Annotated in this window: 16 protein-coding genes; 9 read left to right on the forward strand and 7 right to left on the reverse strand. The window is 65.1% G+C overall.

Features of this window, described 5'->3' with window-relative positions; all coding sequences use genetic code 11:
- Window positions 1-22: 22 nt before the first annotated feature.
- Window positions 23-1141, reverse strand: a complete 1119-nt coding sequence (locus tag HLH35_RS05990; RefSeq protein ID WP_182978284.1) for an NADH:flavin oxidoreductase — start codon at window positions 1139-1141, stop codon at window positions 23-25.
- 100 nt (window positions 1142-1241) lie between these two features.
- On the opposite strand from HLH35_RS05990, the gene HLH35_RS05995 reads away from it, so the two are divergent.
- Entirely contained in the window at window positions 1242-1616 is a 375-nt protein-coding gene (locus tag HLH35_RS05995) for a winged helix-turn-helix transcriptional regulator (protein WP_182978285.1), read from the forward strand.
- A gap of 303 nt (window positions 1617-1919) precedes the next feature.
- Here HLH35_RS05995 and HLH35_RS06000 read toward each other — a convergent pair whose 3' ends face one another.
- The 3 genes from HLH35_RS06000 to HLH35_RS06010 all read right to left on the reverse strand — a co-directional run bounded on the left by HLH35_RS06000 (window position 1920) and on the right by HLH35_RS06010 (window position 4818).
- The gene (locus tag HLH35_RS06000) at window positions 1920-2600 is read right to left on the reverse strand and encodes an ArsR/SmtB family transcription factor (protein WP_182978286.1); all 681 of its coding nucleotides are present in this window, start codon (window positions 2598-2600) and stop codon (window positions 1920-1922) included.
- Window positions 2584-3225 (reverse strand): flavin reductase family protein, encoded by a 642-nt coding sequence (locus HLH35_RS06005; RefSeq protein WP_182978287.1) that lies wholly within the window; start codon window positions 3223-3225, stop codon window positions 2584-2586. Before HLH35_RS06005 ends, HLH35_RS06000 begins: the two co-directional genes overlap by 17 nt.
- Window positions 3226-3414: 189 nt before the next feature.
- Window positions 3415-4818 carry an aminotransferase-like domain-containing protein gene (locus tag HLH35_RS06010; RefSeq protein WP_182978288.1) on the reverse strand — a complete coding sequence of 468 codons (1404 nt, stop codon included), beginning with the start codon at window positions 4816-4818 and terminating at the stop codon, window positions 3415-3417.
- A 106-nt stretch (window positions 4819-4924) separates the two neighbouring features.
- Here HLH35_RS06010 and HLH35_RS06015 point away from each other — a divergent pair, with 106 nt between their 5' ends.
- Complete coding sequence (locus HLH35_RS06015; RefSeq protein WP_182978289.1) at window positions 4925-5809, forward strand: DMT family transporter; 885 nt, start codon at window positions 4925-4927, stop codon at window positions 5807-5809.
- A gap of 24 nt (window positions 5810-5833) precedes the next feature.
- Here HLH35_RS06015 and HLH35_RS06020 read toward each other — a convergent pair whose 3' ends face one another.
- Complete coding sequence (locus tag HLH35_RS06020; RefSeq protein ID WP_182978290.1) at window positions 5834-6544, reverse strand: CBS domain-containing protein; 711 nt, start codon at window positions 6542-6544, stop codon at window positions 5834-5836.
- 181 nt (window positions 6545-6725) lie between these two features.
- On the opposite strand from HLH35_RS06020, the gene HLH35_RS06025 reads away from it, so the two are divergent.
- The 4 genes from HLH35_RS06025 (at window position 6726) to HLH35_RS06040 (ending at window position 10346) form a co-directional block, all read left to right on the forward strand.
- Window positions 6726-7124 carry a hypothetical protein gene (locus HLH35_RS06025; RefSeq protein WP_182978291.1) on the forward strand — a complete coding sequence of 133 codons (399 nt, stop codon included), beginning with the start codon at window positions 6726-6728 and terminating at the stop codon, window positions 7122-7124.
- A 248-nt stretch (window positions 7125-7372) separates the two neighbouring features.
- Entirely contained in the window at window positions 7373-9157 is a 1785-nt protein-coding gene (locus HLH35_RS06030) for a copper resistance system multicopper oxidase (RefSeq protein WP_182978292.1), read from the forward strand.
- Window positions 9154-9918 carry a copper resistance protein B gene (locus HLH35_RS06035; RefSeq protein ID WP_182978293.1) on the forward strand — a complete coding sequence of 255 codons (765 nt, stop codon included), beginning with the start codon at window positions 9154-9156 and terminating at the stop codon, window positions 9916-9918. The genes HLH35_RS06030 and HLH35_RS06035 overlap by 4 nt, the downstream gene beginning before the upstream one ends.
- A 56-nt stretch (window positions 9919-9974) precedes the next feature.
- Window positions 9975-10346 carry a hypothetical protein gene (locus HLH35_RS06040; RefSeq protein WP_182978294.1) on the forward strand — a complete coding sequence of 124 codons (372 nt, stop codon included), beginning with the start codon at window positions 9975-9977 and terminating at the stop codon, window positions 10344-10346.
- 67 nt (window positions 10347-10413) lie between these two features.
- Here the strand turns inward: HLH35_RS06040 and HLH35_RS06045 are convergent, their stop codons facing one another.
- Complete coding sequence (locus tag HLH35_RS06045; RefSeq protein WP_182978469.1) at window positions 10414-11394, reverse strand: SDR family NAD(P)-dependent oxidoreductase; 981 nt, start codon at window positions 11392-11394, stop codon at window positions 10414-10416.
- Between the two features lie 91 nt (window positions 11395-11485).
- On the opposite strand from HLH35_RS06045, the gene HLH35_RS06050 reads away from it, so the two are divergent.
- Both HLH35_RS06050 and HLH35_RS06055 read left to right on the forward strand, forming a co-directional pair.
- Window positions 11486-12082 (forward strand): SbtR family transcriptional regulator, encoded by a 597-nt coding sequence (locus HLH35_RS06050; protein ID WP_182978295.1) that lies wholly within the window; start codon window positions 11486-11488, stop codon window positions 12080-12082.
- 493 nt (window positions 12083-12575) lie between these two features.
- Entirely contained in the window at window positions 12576-15365 is a 2790-nt protein-coding gene (locus HLH35_RS06055; protein ID WP_182978296.1) for a bifunctional aconitate hydratase 2/2-methylisocitrate dehydratase, read from the forward strand.
- A 713-nt stretch (window positions 15366-16078) separates the two neighbouring features.
- On the opposite strand, the gene HLH35_RS06060 is transcribed toward HLH35_RS06055, so the two are convergent.
- On the reverse strand, window positions 16079-16948 hold the full coding sequence (locus HLH35_RS06060) for an NmrA/HSCARG family protein (RefSeq protein ID WP_182978297.1): 870 nt from the start codon (window positions 16946-16948) through the stop codon (window positions 16079-16081).
- A 102-nt stretch (window positions 16949-17050) separates the two neighbouring features.
- Between HLH35_RS06060 and HLH35_RS06065 the strand changes: the two genes are divergently transcribed.
- Entirely contained in the window at window positions 17051-17941 is an 891-nt protein-coding gene (locus HLH35_RS06065; RefSeq protein WP_182978298.1) for a LysR family transcriptional regulator, read from the forward strand.
- Window positions 17942-17967 lie beyond the last annotated feature (26 nt).

Raw genomic sequence — 17967 nt, forward strand, 5'->3', positions numbered from 1 at the left:
CAGCGGACAGATCGTTACCGCCTCAAACGAGTTCGGCCAGCGCCGCGCGGTCGAAACCCTTCAGATTCTCATGGTCCCCGGCCTTGACCTTCACCACCCAGTCGGGATCGCTGAGCAGCGCACGGCCGACCGCAATCAGGTCGAACTCATCACGTTCCATCCGCGCGATCAGCGGCGCGATCCCGGTCGAATCCGCACCTTCCCCGCTGAAGGTCGCCACCACATCCCCCGACAGCCCGACCGAACCGACACTGATGGTCGCGGCTCCCGTCAGCTTCTTCGCCCAGCCGGCAAAATTCAGGCCGTTCTCGCCGTCGATTTCCGGAAATTCGGGTTCCCAGAAGCGCCGCTGCGAGCAATGCAGAATGTCCACACCGGCCTCGACCAGGGGCGCCAGCCAGTCCGTCATCAGGTCCGGCGTCTCGGCCAACCGGGCGGCAAAATCCTGCTGCTTCCACTGGCTGACGCGCAGGATGATGGGGAAATCATCGCCCACGGCCCGCCGCACGGCCGCAACCACCTCGGCCGCAAAGCGCGACCGTTCCCGGATGCTGGCACCGCCATAGCGGTCGGTCCGCCCATTGGTGCCCGACCAGAAGAACTGGTCGATCAGATACCCATGCGCCCCATGAAGCTCCAGCGTGTCGAATCCAAGCCTCTTGGCCTCCACGGCCGCCTTCGCGAATGCCGCCACCGTGTCGGCAATCGCTTCCTCGCTCATCGCCTCGCCACGCGGCGCCTCGGGGGCCAGCAGGCCGGACGGGCTTTCGATTGGCGTGTCCGGCTGCCAGCCGGTCATGCCCGGCATGGACCCGGTATGCCAGATCTGCGGCCCCATGCGCCCGCCGGCTTCATGCACGGCATCGATCACCTGCTTCCACCCCGCAAGGGCTGCGTCCCCATGGAAGAAGGGAATGGTGGGCTCGTTGCGCGCGGTCGGCCGATCGATCACGGTCCCTTCGGACAGGATCAGCCCCACCTCCCGCTCGGCGCGGCGGCGATAATAGGCGGCATTGGCCTCTCCCGGCACGCCCTCGGGCGCGAACATCCGGGTCATGGGGGCCATGACGATCCGGTTCTTGAGTTCGAGCCCCTTGAGGCGGAAGGGGCGAAAAAGCACGCTGTTTTCGGCACGAGACATCGACAGGCTCCGTTGTGATCTCGTGGCGAACGGTATACATCGTAGACCTGACGTCAATCAGGCACCTGAAGTCGCCCAGGTATACGCAAGGAAACCGCCGATGATGGTCTGCAACCCCCAACGCTTCGCCGGCGATTGTCCCAGCCGCATACTCTTCGACCAGATCGCGGACAAATGGTCGATGATGGTGCTGGCGGTCCTCCACGCCGGCCCTTTGCGCTTCAACGCAATCCGCCGCCTGCTGGAGGGCGTGACGCAAAAGGCCCTCACCCAATGCCTGCGCCGGCTGGAACGCAACGGCCTGGTCTCCCGCCGCGTGATCACGACCTCCCCGGTCGCCGTCGAATACGAAATCACCCCCCTGGGCCGCACCCTCCAGGACCCCCTCAAGGCCCTCTACGCCTGGACCTACGCAAAAATGCCGGAAGTCGAACAGGCCCGGCAGGCGTTCGATCAACGAAACGGGAAGGGGTGAGGTACGAGGGATTTTCCCGACCCCTTCTTTTTCGTAACCGTCCGAAACTGGCACGCTGCGCCTGCCTGGATTTTGTGCCCTGCGTTCAGCGAACTGAACACGGGGCTTGCGATCTCACCTGCGACGGCGGTGCAGAAGATCGAAAAAATGTGCTAAATGGCGATTGAAATCATAGTTTAATCTTCCGGAGAATTCACTCTGCTCAAGAGCTCCCTGATTATATCCGTTTTCAGGAAGCCCATATGCACTCGAGAATATCTCAAGTGAGGCGACGCTGGTCCTTTTTTGAGTTTTTCCCTTGGCTCAAAGAGGGAACATTTTTTCGAATGTTCTCCGTCCCTTCTGGGTAAAGTGGACAACACGGCTGCGAGGGAGTTGCGTTGCCCAACCCTTCTGGAAAATAAAATCCATGAGGCCTCTGCCCAGTGAGCCACCCAGATGAAAACGTCGCTCGCTCCAGTCCAGACAGTTCCGGCAAAGCGGGGGACGCGCCTTGTTTACACCTGTCAGGTCCAGGCCGCATGAGACAAGAAAATCCTCCCCTTGCGTCGTGAGACTCAGCCCGTCTGGAGCAAGCGCCAGAAAGCCTCGTCCCATGAGGCTGTCGTACATCCGCACACCCGCTTCTCCGGCCAGATGCCTGTAACAGACTCGGGCTGCACGTAGGGCCGGATCTCGCGGTCCTGGGCGTGTCCTGAGATATCCTTGAGCCGCCGCAAACCCCATCATGACTTCCAGCAGATTTGCAACATGGGGCCCAGCTAACTGGAAATATCTGTGTCGCCCCTGGCTGCATCCCAGGATCAGACCGCCGCCCATCAGCTTCCGGACATGGCCTGACACTGTCGGCGCGGCAATCCCGGCCTCGCAGGCCAGTTCCGTGGCCGTCAGGGCTTTGCCCGACATCAGCGCGGTCAGGATGTTGGCGCGTGCCGGATCACCGATCAACGCTGCGACATGCGCAATGTCAGGACCTTCCTTCATGCTTCGATCTGCACCGAAACATCCGGGTATCGCAAGCCCTCAAGGTCTGCCGGAAATAATCGCGAGATCCAGTATGATTGCCGTCCTGTTCGAAGCGTGGCCAACCCCGCAAGGGAGGGAAGGTTACGCAGCTTTTGCCGCACAACCGGCTGCTGCTCGCCAGGTCGCCGCAGCCTGGGCGACGGAACAAGGCGGCTTTTAGGTCCCCGCCCGAAAGACGACACTCCAGTTGAAGCGGGCAGTCACCAATACGGGGCGGCTTCACGTTCTCGGACGGAAGAGGCGCGAAGTCCCCCAGGGCGAACTTGTCCGCGCAATATGTGTAACCCATGCTGGCCTTGTCTGACGGTACAGGAAAACACCCTGTCGTTCGGGCAATGGCTTCGACCTTGGACCAGAGATCTGCCGAGGGCAGATTGAGAGTGCATTCCCCGGTTTCACGAATGTTCCGGAGCGCCTGACCGGTCGTTCCCAGTCCGATGACAATATTCGGCCCAAGGGCCCAGGCTGATGAGATCGGGGTGATGTTCGTCTTGCCGTCATGGCTGGCCGTTCCAACAAGAACAACAGGGGTGCCGAAATACAGCACGGATGGCGAAATAGTCAGGATATCAGGTGCAGCCATGGTTACATCCTACGAAAGCAGTTTTCAGCCTGCTCATAGGCCACCCTGAAGAAAGAACGCTTTGTTCTGCACCAAAATATGCCGCGCTAACCCACCTCCTCACTCCCAGGTCCGCTTTGCGGAAGCGCAAGTGACATATCCTATGCCTGAGATAAGGCGGAAGCGGCCCTCAAACAGGCTCTTGCCGCCTCACCCCCCAGCCAACCCCCTTACATCCGCCAGCAGGCGATAAACGGCCTCATCCTCCATCCGCGCCACATTGAAGCGCAGACAATCGGCCGCGGTGCCATTGGCGCTGAACAGATTGCCTGGCGCCAGGATCACGCCATGCGCCAGCGCGCCGCGCGCAACACGGGTGGCATCCAGCCCCGCGGGCAGGCGGCACCAGACGAACGGGCCGGACGCCGGCTCCACCACCGGGCTCAGGCCCAGCCGCTTCAGCCGGTCCAGCACCCGCACCCGGCACTGGTCCAGCCGCATGCGCATCTGCGCCACATGCCGCCGATAGCCGCTATCGGTCAGCACCGCATGGCAGATCCCGGCCGCCAGCCGCCCGGAAGCAATCCCGCTGGCCACGCGCAGATCCACCAGCCCTTCCACCCAGTCCGGCCGCACGGCGATATAGCCGCACCGGAAAGAGGCAGAAACGGTCTTGGAAAAACTGCCGATCCGCACCACCCGCTCCAGCCCGTCGAAGGTGGCCAGACGCGCGGCCGGCGCCGCCTCGAAATCGGCAAAGATATCGTCTTCCACCACGATGATGTCATGCGCCTCGGCCAGCCGCAGCACCCGATGCGCCACCACGGGGGAGAGGACCGCGCCGGTCGGATTATGAATGGCGGAATTGGTGATGTAGAGCCGCGGCCGGCAGGACTCCGCGACTTGCGCGAAAGCAGCAATATCCGGCCCATCGGCCAGATAAGGCACGCCCACCACCCGCACCTGATGCGCCCGCAACAGTGCGAGAAAGTTGAAATAGCACGGATCGTCCACCATCACCGTGTCCCCCGGCCGCAGCAGGAAACGGCAGATCAGGTCCAGCGCATGCGATCCGGAATCCGCCGTCAGGATCTGCGCGGGCGAAACCCCGACATCCTGCTCCGCCATCCGCCGCGCGACGAAGGCACGGATCGGCGCATGCCCCAGCGGAGAGTCATAATCGAACAGCGCATCCGGCGCCCCATCCCGCGCCACGGCCCGCAATGCCCGGCGCACCAGTTCCTCCGGCATCCAGGCGGCGGGCAGCCAGCCGCATCCGGGCGACAGCGCGGCCGGGTCCTGCTCCAGAGACGCCCGCAACATGCAGACCGGATCGACCATGCGCGCCGGCTCCGATGACGGCACGTCCAGCGACAACGGCGCCAGCGGGGCGGCGACATAAAAGCCCGCACCGGGGCGCGAGCGGATAACCCCTTCGGCATGCAGCCGGTCATAAGCCTCCACAACGGTGGATTTCGACACCCCCGCACCATCCGCCATGGCGCGGATCGAGGGCAGGCGGGCACCCGGCGTCAGCAATCGCCGCTCGATCCGGTGGCGCACCAGCCCCATCACCTGCGCCACCCGCGTCCCATCCGCCTGCTGAACGTCCATCCGTACCGGTCCCCTGAACAATACAGTTCATTGTAATTGTACCGGACCGTATCTGGAAACCCGTCGCCGCCCGCCGCATCACCGATCGGCACGAAAGGACGGAACGATGCAGGACAGAACAACGGAAGGCTGGATCGCGGGCCTGATCGGCATGACGATCTTCAGCGGCTCGATGCCGGCCACCAAGCTGGCCATCGCGGGGTTCGACCCGCTGTTCCTCACGGCGGCCCGCGCCGCCCTGGCCGGGGTTCTCGGGGCGCTGTGCCTGTGGCGATGCCGGGCCAGCGTGCCCGCACCGCGCGACCTGTTCGCCCTCGCGGTCGTCGCATTGTGCGTGGTGCTGGGCTTTCCGCTGCTCAGCGCCCTGGCGCTGCAGGCCATGCCCTCCACCCGCTCGATCCTGTTCCTCGGCCTGCTGCCGCTGGCCACGGCTACGTTCGGCGTACTGCGCGGGGGCGAACGGCCCTCCGCCGCCTTCTGGGCTTGGTCGGTCGCCGGGGCGGCACTGGTCTGCGGCTTTGCCGCACGCCGGGGCGGGGCGGGGTCCTACGGCGCCGACCTGACGATGATCCTGTCCGTGATCGTCTGCGGGCTGGGCTATGCCGAGGGCGGCCGCCTGTCACGCACGCTGGGCGGCCTGCGCGTCATCTGCTGGGCGCTGGTGGTGGCGCTGCCGGTATCGGCGGCAGGCGCGCTGGCGACGGCGCCGGCCCAATGGGGCAACATCGCGCCCTCCGCATGGGCGGGGCTGGCCTATGTCACCCTGTTCTCGATGTTCCTGGGGTTCGTGTTCTGGTATCGCGGGCTGGCGCTGGGCGGCATCGCGGCGGTGGGGCAGTTGCAGCTTCTCCAGCCCTTCCTCGGCTTCTTCCTCGCCTTCCTGACCCTGCACGAACCGGTCGGCGGCCAACTCGTGCTGACCGCCATGGGGGTCGTACTCTGCGTGGCGGGGGCGCGGCATTTCTCCCCCGCCCGCACGCCGGCCCGCTAGGGCCGGCACCCGCTTCCGCTTGGCCTATAAAGGCGGCGCCGGAACACTGGCCCCGACAAAGGGCCCGACGACGATCAGCTGGTTGGTCACCGACGTCACCCCCGGCGTGTTCTCCGCCGCCACCCGCGTGGCCGAGACCAGCCGCTCATCGGTCACGGCGCCGCTCAGGACAACCGCCCCGCGATAGACCTCGACCTTGACGAGGTCCCGCACCCCGGCCCCCAGCCCCCTTTCCAACGCGGCTTCCACCGCCTCGCGGATGACGTTGTCGTCGGTGGCCACGGGCGGTTCGGCGGCCAGCGGCATCAGCGCGCGCAGCACGTCGGCCCGCGCCAGGATACCGATCACCCTGCCATCCTGAAGCACCGGCAGGCGCCGGACGTGATGGACGGTCATCATGTCGATGGCGTCCGACAGGCGCGCATCCGGCTCGATGGTGACCGGCTGGTCGGTCATCACATCGGCAATCTTGCGGCCATGGGTGTGGACATATTCGTCCGCCCGGCTACCGGGCGAGAGGAACAGATCCTTCAGCCACGAATGCGCGCCGACCGTGCCCAGTTCGTGCCGTCGCAACAGGTCGCCCTCGGTCACGATGCCGACCAGTTCCCCCTGCGGGGTGGTGACGGGCACCCCGCTGATCCTGCGCTCCAGCATCAGCTGGATCGCGTCGGAGATGCCCTGCGTCGGTTGGAGGCAGAACACCGGTGATGTCATGATGTCCCGGACTTTCATGGCGTGCAGCCTTTGCTCTAGAGACTCACCGATGGTGGGCACGCACCCCGGTCCCCGCAATCGCAGTCCGGATTTTGTGAAGAGCGCCCCGCGTCCACGGCAGGCAAGGGCGAAAGGGCTGGACGGAAATGCAGGTTCCGTGGAAGGTGCGGCCATGCGCGCCGGTGACGGGACAGGGAGAATGCAGGGGTTCATCTCGACAGCGACGGGACGGATGCTGGCCAGCCTGCTGCTGCTGGTCGGGCTGATGCTGCCCGCCACCCTGTCGCACGCCACCTCCGCGCCCCCCGCCATGGCGGCAATGCCCGGCATGGACCCCGGCATGGACATGGGATGCGCCACCCCATCCACCACGGCGCCCGACAGACCCATCTCCTGCCACTCCCCCCGCCATCACCACGGCCATGCCGGCGATTCCTGCTGCCCGCAGGGCGCGTGCGCCGCCGCCTGGCTCCCGGCCCCAACCGCCCAGGCCCCGCCCGCCCTGCGCAGCGTCGCCTCGGTGCAGCCTATCCACATCCACCGCCTCGCCGGCCGCATCTGCGCGCCCGGACGACGCCCACCCAGAAACCGCGCCTGAGAGCCTGACCGTAAATGCGCGCTGGCGGCGCGTCCTGTGCGCGTTTCCTCCGCTTCGGTGCTCACGGCCATCAAGGCCGCTCCGCTCCGATGCTCGGAAACGCAACCCCGGACGCGACCCTTGCGGGCCGCTCCCGCTCGCCAGCCCACATGTCCGGTCAGGCCCCTGAACTCCGCGGCGACCAGGCCCACAAGGCCCCTCGCACGCGTCGGATTGCAGATCGTTCTTCCTGGGCGGATGACCAAGACATGATTTCTCTTCCCCTAGCGCGGCGGGGGGCGCTGACGCGCCGCCGCTTCGTCATCGGCGCCGCCCTGGGCGGCACCGGCCTGTGCCGCGCGGGCGCCCTCGCGGCCCCGGCCACCCCGGCACCGCCTTCCTCGGGCATTCCCCCGGCGGTGCCGGATACGCGCTTTGACCTCGCGATCGGCCCGGTCGGCGTCAACGTCACCGGCCGGCCGGCACGCGCCATCGGCATCAACGGCACCACCCCGGCCCCGATCCTGCGCTGGCGGCAGGGCGACACGGTGGAGCTGACCGTCACCAACCAACTGCGCGAACCCAGTTCCATCCACTGGCACGGCATCCGCCTGCCGGCGGACATGGACGGCGTACCGGGCCTCAGCTTCGCCGGCATCCCGCCGGGCGGTCGCTTCACCTACCGGTTCCGCCTGCATCAGAGCGGCACCTACTGGTACCACAGCCATTCCGGCTTCCAGGAGCAGATCGGCCTCTATGGCGCCCTGATCGTCGACCCCAGGGCCGGCTACGCCCAACCGTTCGACCGAGAATACGTGATCGTCCTGTCGGACTGGACGGACGTGGACCCGGCCGACATCGTCTCGAACCTGAAATTCCAGAGCGACTATTACAATTTCCGCCAGCGCACGGTCGGCACCTTCGTCCGTGACGCAGCACGGCAGGGGCTGGGCCCCACCATCGCCGACCGGCTGCGCTGGGGCGCGATGAACATGGCGCCGACCGATATTTCGGACGTGTCCGGCATCATCTACACCTATCTGGTCAATGGCTGCGCGCCCGCCACCAACTGGACCGGCCTGTTCCGCCCCGGCGAGAGGGTGCGCCTGCGCGTGATCAACGCGGCATCGATGACGCTGTTCGACATGCGGATTCCCGGCCTGACCATGCAGGTGGTGCAGGCCGACGGCAACGATGTGGAGCCTGTACCGGTCGACGAATTCCGCATCGCCCCCGCCGAGACCTACGACGTGATCGTCACCCCCTCCGGCCCCGGCCCCTACACGATCTTCGCCCAATCCGAAGACCGCACCGGCTACGCACGCGGCACCCTGGCCACCGCCCCCGGCCAGACCGGCCCGATCCCCCCCATGGACCCGCGCCCCCTGCGCACGATGGCCGACATGGGCATGGCTGGCATGGACACGCCCCATGGCGCCATGCCCGGAATGGACATGCCTAGCATGGACATGACCGGCAAAGAACAAGGCGATATGCCGCCCGGCATGAAGATGGACCCCACGCCCACGCCCACGCCCTCCACACCACCCGCCCCACCCCTGGGCGTCGAAATGCAGAATATCGCCCGGATGCCCACCAACCGGCTGGCGGAGCCGGGCGCGGGGCTCGAAGGCAACGGCAGGCGCGTCCTCACCTACGCCGACCTGCGCGCCACCATCCCGGGCGCCGATCCGCGCCCCCCCTCGCGCGAGATCACCCTGCGCCTGACCGGCAACATGGAGCGCTTCATCTGGGGCTTCGACGGGCGGAAATTCTCCGAAGCCCCGCCGATCCGCCTGCGCGTGGGCGAGCGCGTGCGCTTCGTGCTGATCAACGACACGATGATGGAACACCCGATCCACCTGCACGGATTATGGAGCGAGCTCGAAAACGGCCACGGCGCCTTCCGCCCCTACAAGCACACGATCATCGTCAAACCCGGCGAAAGGCTCAGCTACCTGGTCACCGCCGACGAGCCCGGCTTGTGGGCCTATCACTGCCATCTGCTCTATCACATGGAGGTCGGCATGTTCCGCACCGTGGTGGTGGCATGAGGGCGCGATTCCCGGCCACCCTGGCCCTCATCCTCTGCGCAGGCACGGCCCACGCGGCCGATGGCAACACAACGGGCAGCATGGACGATGCCCCCGTCGCCTATGTCGGCGGCATGCCGCCCGTCATGGACCACATGCTCTACAGCCACGCGCTGCTCGACGAGTTCGAAGCCCGCGCCAACAATCATGGCGGCCAGTTCCGCTATGACGGCCAGGCCTGGTTCGGCACCGACTACGACAAGCTGTGGCTGAAATCCGAAGGCACGGTCGGTACCGACGGCCGCTTCGGCGACGGCGACCACGAAGTGCTGTACGACCGCGCCGTCTCCCGCTATTTCGACGTGCAGTCCGGCGTGCGGGTCGATATCGATGCCGGGCCGACCCGCGCCTGGGGCGCGGTGGGCGTCGAAGGGCTGGCGCTGTATTTCTTCCAGCTCGAAGCGACCGCCTATTTCAGCGATCGCGGCGCGGCGGCCCGGCTGCAGGGATCGTACGACCTGCTGCTGACCAACCGCCTGATCCTCCAGCCCCAGGTGGAAATGAATGTCTATTCCACCAACGACCGCGCCCGCGGCAACGGGCGCGGCCTGTCGGATCTCGATACCGGATTGCGCCTGCGCTACGAATGGCACCGCAAGATCGCCCCCTATCTGGGCGTGACCTACACCAGCAGCTTCGACCAGGCCGCCAGCATGGCCCGCGCGCGCGGGCAGCGGGTCCACGGCATGAACGTCACCGCCGGAATCAGACTATGGTTCTGACCCCGCCCGTGATCACCACGATGTTTTCAAAACAAGACAGAAGGAAAATCTCGCCGATGCGTCCATCCATCATCAGGACCGCCCTCCCGCTGGCCGCCCTGCTGGCCGGGCTCCACGCCGCTCAGGCTGCCGCGCAAGGCACCACCGGCACGGCGCAGGGCATGTCCGGTATGGCCGGCATGGACATGTCCGGCATGGACCACGGGTCCATGAGCATGAAGGGGCCGATGGAGACCATGCCGGGCATGCAGATGGCCGGCCCATCCCCCACACCAGACCGGACGGCGAACGCCGCCCCGCAGGGCGATTGCCGTGCCATGCCGGGCATGGCCATGCAGGGCGGCCGGTCCGGGGCAGGGTGCGGCACGCAGGGCGCGGCAGCCAACCCCGACCCGCAGCCCATGCCCGAGGCCGTGCGCGAGCGTTAACGGGGCCGCGTCAACGCCCCACCCGGCGCGCCTGCTTCGCGCGCCGGTCTTCAATCTCGGGCTGCGATCAGCCAAACCGTTCGCCGACCATCTCCTCGCTCTCCGCCCACAGCGCCTCCGCACGGACCGGATCGACGGCATAAGCCCGCACCCCGCCCTCGATCAGGCTGATCGGCTGGTCGTCGGGCACCACGGCGCTGACATGGCAATCCTCGCAATAATGCCCGCCCACCGCATCGGCCTCCGCCACCACACCGGCCCAGACCGAGGTCGCAGCCCCCTGCGGGATGGTCTTGAACTGGAAAGGCGGCTTGCCCTCGGCGGTGGCGCGTTCATTGATCTGCGCCACCATGGCCTCGATCTGCCCGGGGCCCATATGGCGGGCCAGCTCCGTCATGATCCCGCCGGGATGCACGGCCGTCGCCCGCACGCCCCGCGCCCGATGCCGCGCATCGAACGCAACCGCGAACAGGATATTGGCGGTCTTGGACCGTCCATAGGCCAGGAACGGCTCATAGGCCGTCCGCTCGAAATTCGGATCGTCGAGGTCGATATCGGAAAACCGATGACCCGACGAGGCCAGATTCACCAGCCGCGCCCCGTCATGCATCAGCCCGGCAATCCGGTTGACCAGCACGAAATGCCCCAGATGATTGGTGCCGAACTGCGTCTCGAACCCATCTTTGGTATGGCCAAACGGCGTGGCCATCACGCCCGCATTGGCAATCACCAGGTCGAAGGGCAGGGCGCGCGCGTTCAGCGCATCCGCACAGGCGCGCACGCTGGCCAGGTCCGCCAGGTCCAGTGCAACCAGCTCCAGCGAACCGCCGCCGCGTTCCGCATCCGCGCGCACCTGTGCGGTCGCCCGATGCGCCTTGTCCAGATCGCGCGCCGCACCCACCACATGCGCGCCATGGGCCGCCAGCGCCCGCGCCGTCTCGACCCCAAGCCCGGCGGAAACACCAGTTACGAACACGCGCCTGCCCGCAAGGGAAAGCCCGGAAAGAACATCCTCGGTCGTGGATGTCGCGCCAAAATCCTGTGCCATCATTGGCCTCCAGCAGGAAAGGGAGTTATGTGGAAGCATGCTCCGCTTATAGATATGCGGAGGATTACTCCGCTTAACAAGGGGCAGAGGCGTGGACGGGGAAAAAATATCGCGCCGCAAACCGCGCAGCGACGGCCAGCGCAACCGCCAGCACCTGCTGGATACGGCGAAAGCCGCCTTCCAGTCCGGCGAGACCGACATCCCGCTGGACGAGGTCGCACGCCGCGCCGGGGTCGGAATCGGCACGCTCTACCGCCATTTCGCCAACCGCGACGCCTTGATCGAGGCCGTCTATCGCAACGAGCTGGACCGTCTCGCCGCGGCCGCCACCCAGCTTGCGGGCACGCATCCGCCGGTCGAGGCCCTGCGCGCATGGATGCTCCTGTTCGTGGATTATATCGCCGCCAAGCAGGTCATCGCCCCCGCCCTGAACGGGCTGGTCGGCGGCACCTGCGCGCTCTACGCGGCCTCGGCCGAGATCATCAAGGGCACGATCGACGGGCTGGTCTCCCGCGCGGTCAAAAACGGCGACATCCGCCCCGATCTCGACCCGCTGGATTTCCTCCGCGCCCTGGTCGGCGTCTCCAACGTCGCCGCCGCCCCAGGCTGGGAAGCCAGCGCCCGACGCCTGGTCGATATCCTCATCGCCGGATCACAGCCTCCAACCGCGTCCCAAAGCCGGACATGACAGCTATACATGACAGCTATATAGGCCATGCTTCAAGCGTATGACCAAGTCTGTCCGGCTTGCAGGGCATCGGCCATGTCATCGCCGATGCCGGAGAGGAAGCATTCCAAAGCGGTCGAATGGCAGTTGGAGGCCATCGCGTACCCGATCATTCTGCAACATGTCGGACAGGCCGCTTCCAGCCTCTTTGTGAGTCGTACCGATAGATTGCCAGTGCCGAAAAATTGAAATGACAAAGGCTGCGTCATCGGTCAGATCGGAAAAACCCAGTACGGTAAGATTGGTGATTTGTATCTTCCAATCCAATAAGCATGTGAATTGCCATTTTTAAGCGGTCAATGCTGAATTCAAGTACTATTTTTGTTGAAATGCCCTGCCTTGTCAGTCGGCAGGGGTTGGCGTAACTGGGGTCCGAACCTTAAGCCGACTTGACCATGTCCGGTTTGCGGGGCCGCATTTCAGGCCCATACACCTCAATGACGTTGGGATTGCGATGAACGCCTATTCAGATTACCTGACCGAAATCAAGGACAGAGCAAATCAGGGGCTCGCTCCCAAGCCGATCGACGATGGCGCGCTCGTCCGTGACATGATCACGTTGATTGAGGACGCAGGTAACGAACACCGGGCCGATGCCCTCAAGTTCTTCATTTACAACACGCTGCCCGGCACCACGAGCGCCGCCGGCGTCAAGGCGGCGTTCCTCAAGAAGATCGTCCTGGGCGAAACGCTCGTCCCGGAGATCACCCCCGCCTTCGCTCTCGAGTTGCTGTCGCACATGAAGGGCGGCCCCTCGATCGAGGTGCTGCTTGACATCGCCCTCGGCGATGGCGGCCCGATCGCCGAGCAGGCGGGCGAGGTGCTGAAGACCCAGGTCTTCCTCTATGACGCCGACATGTTCCGGCTGCGCGATGCCTTCAAGGCGGGCAACGCCATCGCGAAGGACGTGCTCGAGAGCTATGCCAAGGCCGAATTCTTCACCAAGCTTCCGGCTGTCGAGGACGAGATCCAGGTCGTGACCTTCGTCGCGGCCGAAGGCGATATCTCGACCGACCTCCTGTCGCCGGGCAACCAGGCGCATTCGCGCTCGGACCGCGAGCTGCACGGCAAATGCATGATTTCGCCGGAAGCACAGCAGGAAATCGTCGCGCTGCAGAAGCAGCACCCCGGCAAGCGGGTGATGATGATCGCCGAAAAGGGCACGATGGGCGTCGGCTCGTCGCGCATGTCGGGCGTGAACAACGTGGCGCTCTGGACCGGCAAGCAGGCCAGCCCCTACGTTCCGTTCGTCAATTTCGCCCCTGTCGTCGCGGGTACCAACGGCATCTCGCCGATCTTCGCGACCACGGTCGACGTGACCGGCGGCATCGGCCTGAACCTCAAGAACTGGGTCAAGAAGACCGGCGCGGACGGCAAGCCGATCCTCAATAACGACGGCAACCCCATCCTCGAGCAGAAATACTCGGTCGAGACCGGCACCGTCCTGAAGATCGATGTAAAGAACAAGCAGCTCCGCGACGAGAACGGCAACGAGCTGGTCGATGTCGCCGCCGCGTTCACGCCCCAGAAGATGGAGTTCATGAAGGCGGGCAGCTCCTACGCCATCGTCTTCGGCAAGAAGCTCCAGACATTCGCGGCCCAGGCGCTGGGGATCGAAGCGACCCCCGTCTTCGCACCGAACAAGGAGATTACGGTCAAGGATCAGGGCCTGACCGCGGTCGAGAAGATCTTCAACCGCAACGCCGTCGGCGTGGCGCCGGGCAAGGTCCTGCATGCAGGGTCGGATGTCCGCGTGAAGGTGAATATCGTCGGCTCCCAGGACACGACCGGCCTGATGACGGCACAGGAGCTTGAGGCGATGGCGGCCACCGTCATCTCGCCGCTCGTGGACGGTGCATACCAGTCGGGCTGCCATACGGCATCCGTCTGGGACAAGAAGGCCCAGGCGAACATCCCGAAGCTCATGAAATTCATGAACGATTTCGGCCTGATCACCGCGCGTGACCCCAAGGGCGTCTATCACGCGATGACGGACGTGATTCACAAGGTCCTGAACGACATCACCGTGGATGATTGGGCGATCATCATCGGCGGCGACAGCCATACCCGCATGTCCAAGGGCGTGGCCTTCGGCGCCGACTCCGGCACGGTGGCCCTGGCACTGGCCACGGGCCAGGCGACGATGCCGATCCCGCAATCGGTCAAGGTCACGTTCAAGGGCACGATGCAGCCGCACATGGACTTCCGTGACGTGGTGCACGCGACCCAGGCGCAGATGCTCAAGCAATGCGGCGACAACGTCTTCCAGGGCCGCGTCATCGAAGTGCATATCGGCACGCTGCTCGCCGACCAGGCCTTCACCTTCACCGACTGGACAGCCGAGATGAAGGCCAAGGCGGCGATCTGCATCTCGCAGGACGAGCCGCTGATCGAATCGCTGGAAATCGCCAAGTCGCGCATCCAGATCATGATCGACAAGGGCATGGAAAATGCCGCGGGCACGCTGAAGGGCCTGATCGCCAAGGCCGATGCGCGCATTGCCGAGATCCGCTCGGGCGAAAAGCCCGCGCTGGCGCCCGATGACAACGCGAAATATTTTGCCGAGGTCGTGGTCGATCTCGATCTGATCGACGAGCCGATGATCGCCGATCCCGACGTGAACAACCCCGATGTCTCCAAGCGCTACACCCACGACACGATCCGCCCGGTTTCGTACTATGGCGGCACCAAGAAGGTGGACCTTGGTTTCGTGGGCTCCTGCATGGTGCACAAGGGCGATATGAAAATCGTGGCCCAGATGCTCAAGAACCTGGAGAAGGCGCAGGGAAAGGTGGAGTTCAAGGCACCGCTGGTTGTCGCCGCCCCGACCTACAACATCATCGATGAACTGAAGACCGAGGGGGATTGGGAAATCCTCGAGCGCTATTCCGGCTTCGAATTCAATGACCTGCTGCCGAAGGCCACCGCGCGGACCGAATACGAGAACATCCTCTATCTGGAACGTCCGGGCTGCAACCTGTGCATGGGCAACCAGGAGAAGGCAGAAAAGGGCGATACCGTTCTGGCGACGTCGACCCGCCTGTTCCAGGGACGCGTCGTCGAGGATTCCGGCGAGAAGAAGGGTGAATCGCTTCTGGCCTCGACCCCGGTCGTGGTGTTGTCGGCGATCCTTGGCCGGATGCCGAACAATGAGGAATACAAGGCTGCCGTCGAAGGGATCGATCTGACCACGTTCGCTCCGCCGAAGGCGACGCCGATCGATTCCTTGTCCGTCCATTACTGATACGAGGTATTGGGTCCCCGGGTCTGGCCGTTTGGCATCCGTGACGGAGTCCTGTCTGGCACGTTGCCACTCCTGATACGGACATTCGGCTAACCCGGCCCTGTGCTTCGGTGTTCACTTCCATCAAGGCCGCTCCGCTCCGATGCGCGGAAAGGCAACCCCGGGCGCGGCCCTCTGGGCCGCTCCCGCTCATCAGCCCATATTTTCGGTCAGGCTCTAAGAGGCTGTTTCAAAAACCCCGCTGGCGGCGGCCTGACGGCGGTTTCCTGCGCGTCGGTGCTCACGGCCATCAAGGCCGCTCCGCTCCGATGCTCAAAAACCACCGCCAGACGCGTGGCTGGCGCCACGCTTCCACTCACCATCGGAGCTTTTGAAACAGCCTCTAAAACGGGCCCTACGCCCAACGACGTGCGTTCGCGATCTCATGTTCGATCTGCAGGATCATCCGCTGCGGCACGTCATGGTCAGTCGCGATCGCACGCCATCCGGCAGGGGGCTCGCCGCAAAGCCCGCATCCCATTCAAAAGCCACGCTTCGAGGGGCCTCGTCCCGACCAAGCGAGTGCAACAGCGATCGAATATGATCTCTTAAACGCCATAAATCACGATAAATAATCAATAATGATCTTTTGACGATAGGCGGACGATACGGCAGAACGCCGACCGCCGGACCGGTTTCCGGACGGGTTCACCGCGCAGGTCCGCCGCCCATCCTCACCCACCCGCCGCCATTTCAGCCGCAAAATCCCGATAGGACCGCAACGGCCGCCCCAGAATCCCGGTCAGCCGTTCCACATCGCCCGCATCGGGGATCATCCCCTCGCTCTGGAACCGGTCGGCCATCTTGCGCATGTCATAGGCCATCCAGGCCGGGGCAAAGCGCCGCAGCGTCTGCTCGAAAGCGACGGTATCATTGCCCGCATGCACGATCGGGCGGCCAAGCACCTCGCTCCAGATGCCGGCAATGGCGCTGCCCGTCAGCAGATCGGGCCCCACCAGATTGAAGCGCGCAAACGGCAGCGGCGCGGGCGCGTGCGCGCGCCTCAGCAGTTCCAGTGCGGCAATCTCGCCGATATCGCGCGCATCCACCATGGCCAGGCCCCTGTCGCCCACCGGCATCGGATAGACGCCATGGCTGAAGATCGCATCCTTCACGCCGACATCGTTATTGATGAAATAGGCCGGCCGCAGCACGGTCGCATGGAGCCCGGTCTGCTCGATCATCCGCTCGACCGCATACTTGCCCGCAAAATGCGGAACATCGACATAGAGGTCGCTGTGAATCACCGAAAGATAGACAATCCGCTCGATCCCCGCCTCCCGCGCCAGATTGAGCGTGATGAGCGCCTGCGTGAATTCATCCGGCACGACGGCATTGAGCAGGAACAGCGTGTCGACACCCGCCAGCGCCGCACGCATGGCATCGATATCCAGCATCTCCCCCTGCGCCACGGCCACGCCGGCGGGCAGTTTCGCCTTGGCCGGATCACGCACCAGGGCGCGAATATCGGCCCCGCGCCGGGCCAGTTGGGTCACGATTTGCGTGCCGACCGTACCGGTCGCGCCAGTGACGAGAATGGTCATGAGAATGCTCCATGGTTCGAGGATGTGCAGTTCAATCTATTGACCCACCGATGATCCGATAGACGCTATATCTGGACAGTCTGTCTCACGGGTGGATCGCTCATGGATTTATTGGCACTCGCGGATTTCAACCTGGTCGCCCGTCATGGTGGCTTCGGCCGCGCCGCGCGCGCGGCCGCCCGTCCCAAGGCAACCCTGTCGCGCCGCGTGGCCGATCTGGAGGAAAGCCTGGGCTACCGCCTGTTCGAACGCGGCGCGCGAACGCTCAGGCTGACCGAGGAAGGGCGCGCGCTCCACGAACGCACGGCCGCCCTGCTGGGCGAGATCGACGATGTGGCGGCGGCGATCGGCGCGGGCTCGGCGCGTCCGCGCGGCCGGCTGCGCATCAGCGCGCCGCAAGTGTTCGCGCATGTGGTGATGGGGCGGCTGAGCGCACATTTCGCCCTCCTTCATCCGGACGTGCAGGTCGAGGTCACGGCGGAAGACCGCACCGTCGATCTGGTCGAGGACGCCTACGACCTCACCATCCGCGTCAATCCACGGCCCGATGACGATCTGACCGGACGCTGCTTCCTGCATGATCGCCTCGTACTCGTCGCGGTTCCCTCCCTCTGCCGCCCGGCAGGGGAAGAGCCCGTTCCGGCGATCCTCCTCGCCTCCGCCGACCCCGCCCAGCCATGGCGGATTCAGGGGCCGAACGGCGTGGTCGCGATGACGCCGGAGCCGGTCCTGACACTGTCCTCGCTGATCATGGTGCGCGACGCCGTCCACACGGGCATCGGGGCTGCGCTGCTGCCCCTGTCGATGGTCGCGAAGGACATCGCACACGGCCGCTTGACCCGCTGGGGCGACGTCGCGGGCGGCGAGGTGGAATTATGGGCGCTCTACACCTCCCGCCGCCTGCTGAGCGCGCGGGTCTCGGCGTTCCTCGATTGCCTGCACGCAGCCTTCCCCACCGGCACATCCGAGGAACTGGCCGGATTCCTGGCCTAACCCAGCCGCTGTCACAGGTGCAGGAA

This window comes from Gluconacetobacter asukensis (genome assembly GCF_014174375.1).
GTDB classification, from domain to species: Bacteria; Pseudomonadota; Alphaproteobacteria; order Acetobacterales; family Acetobacteraceae; genus Gluconacetobacter; species Gluconacetobacter asukensis.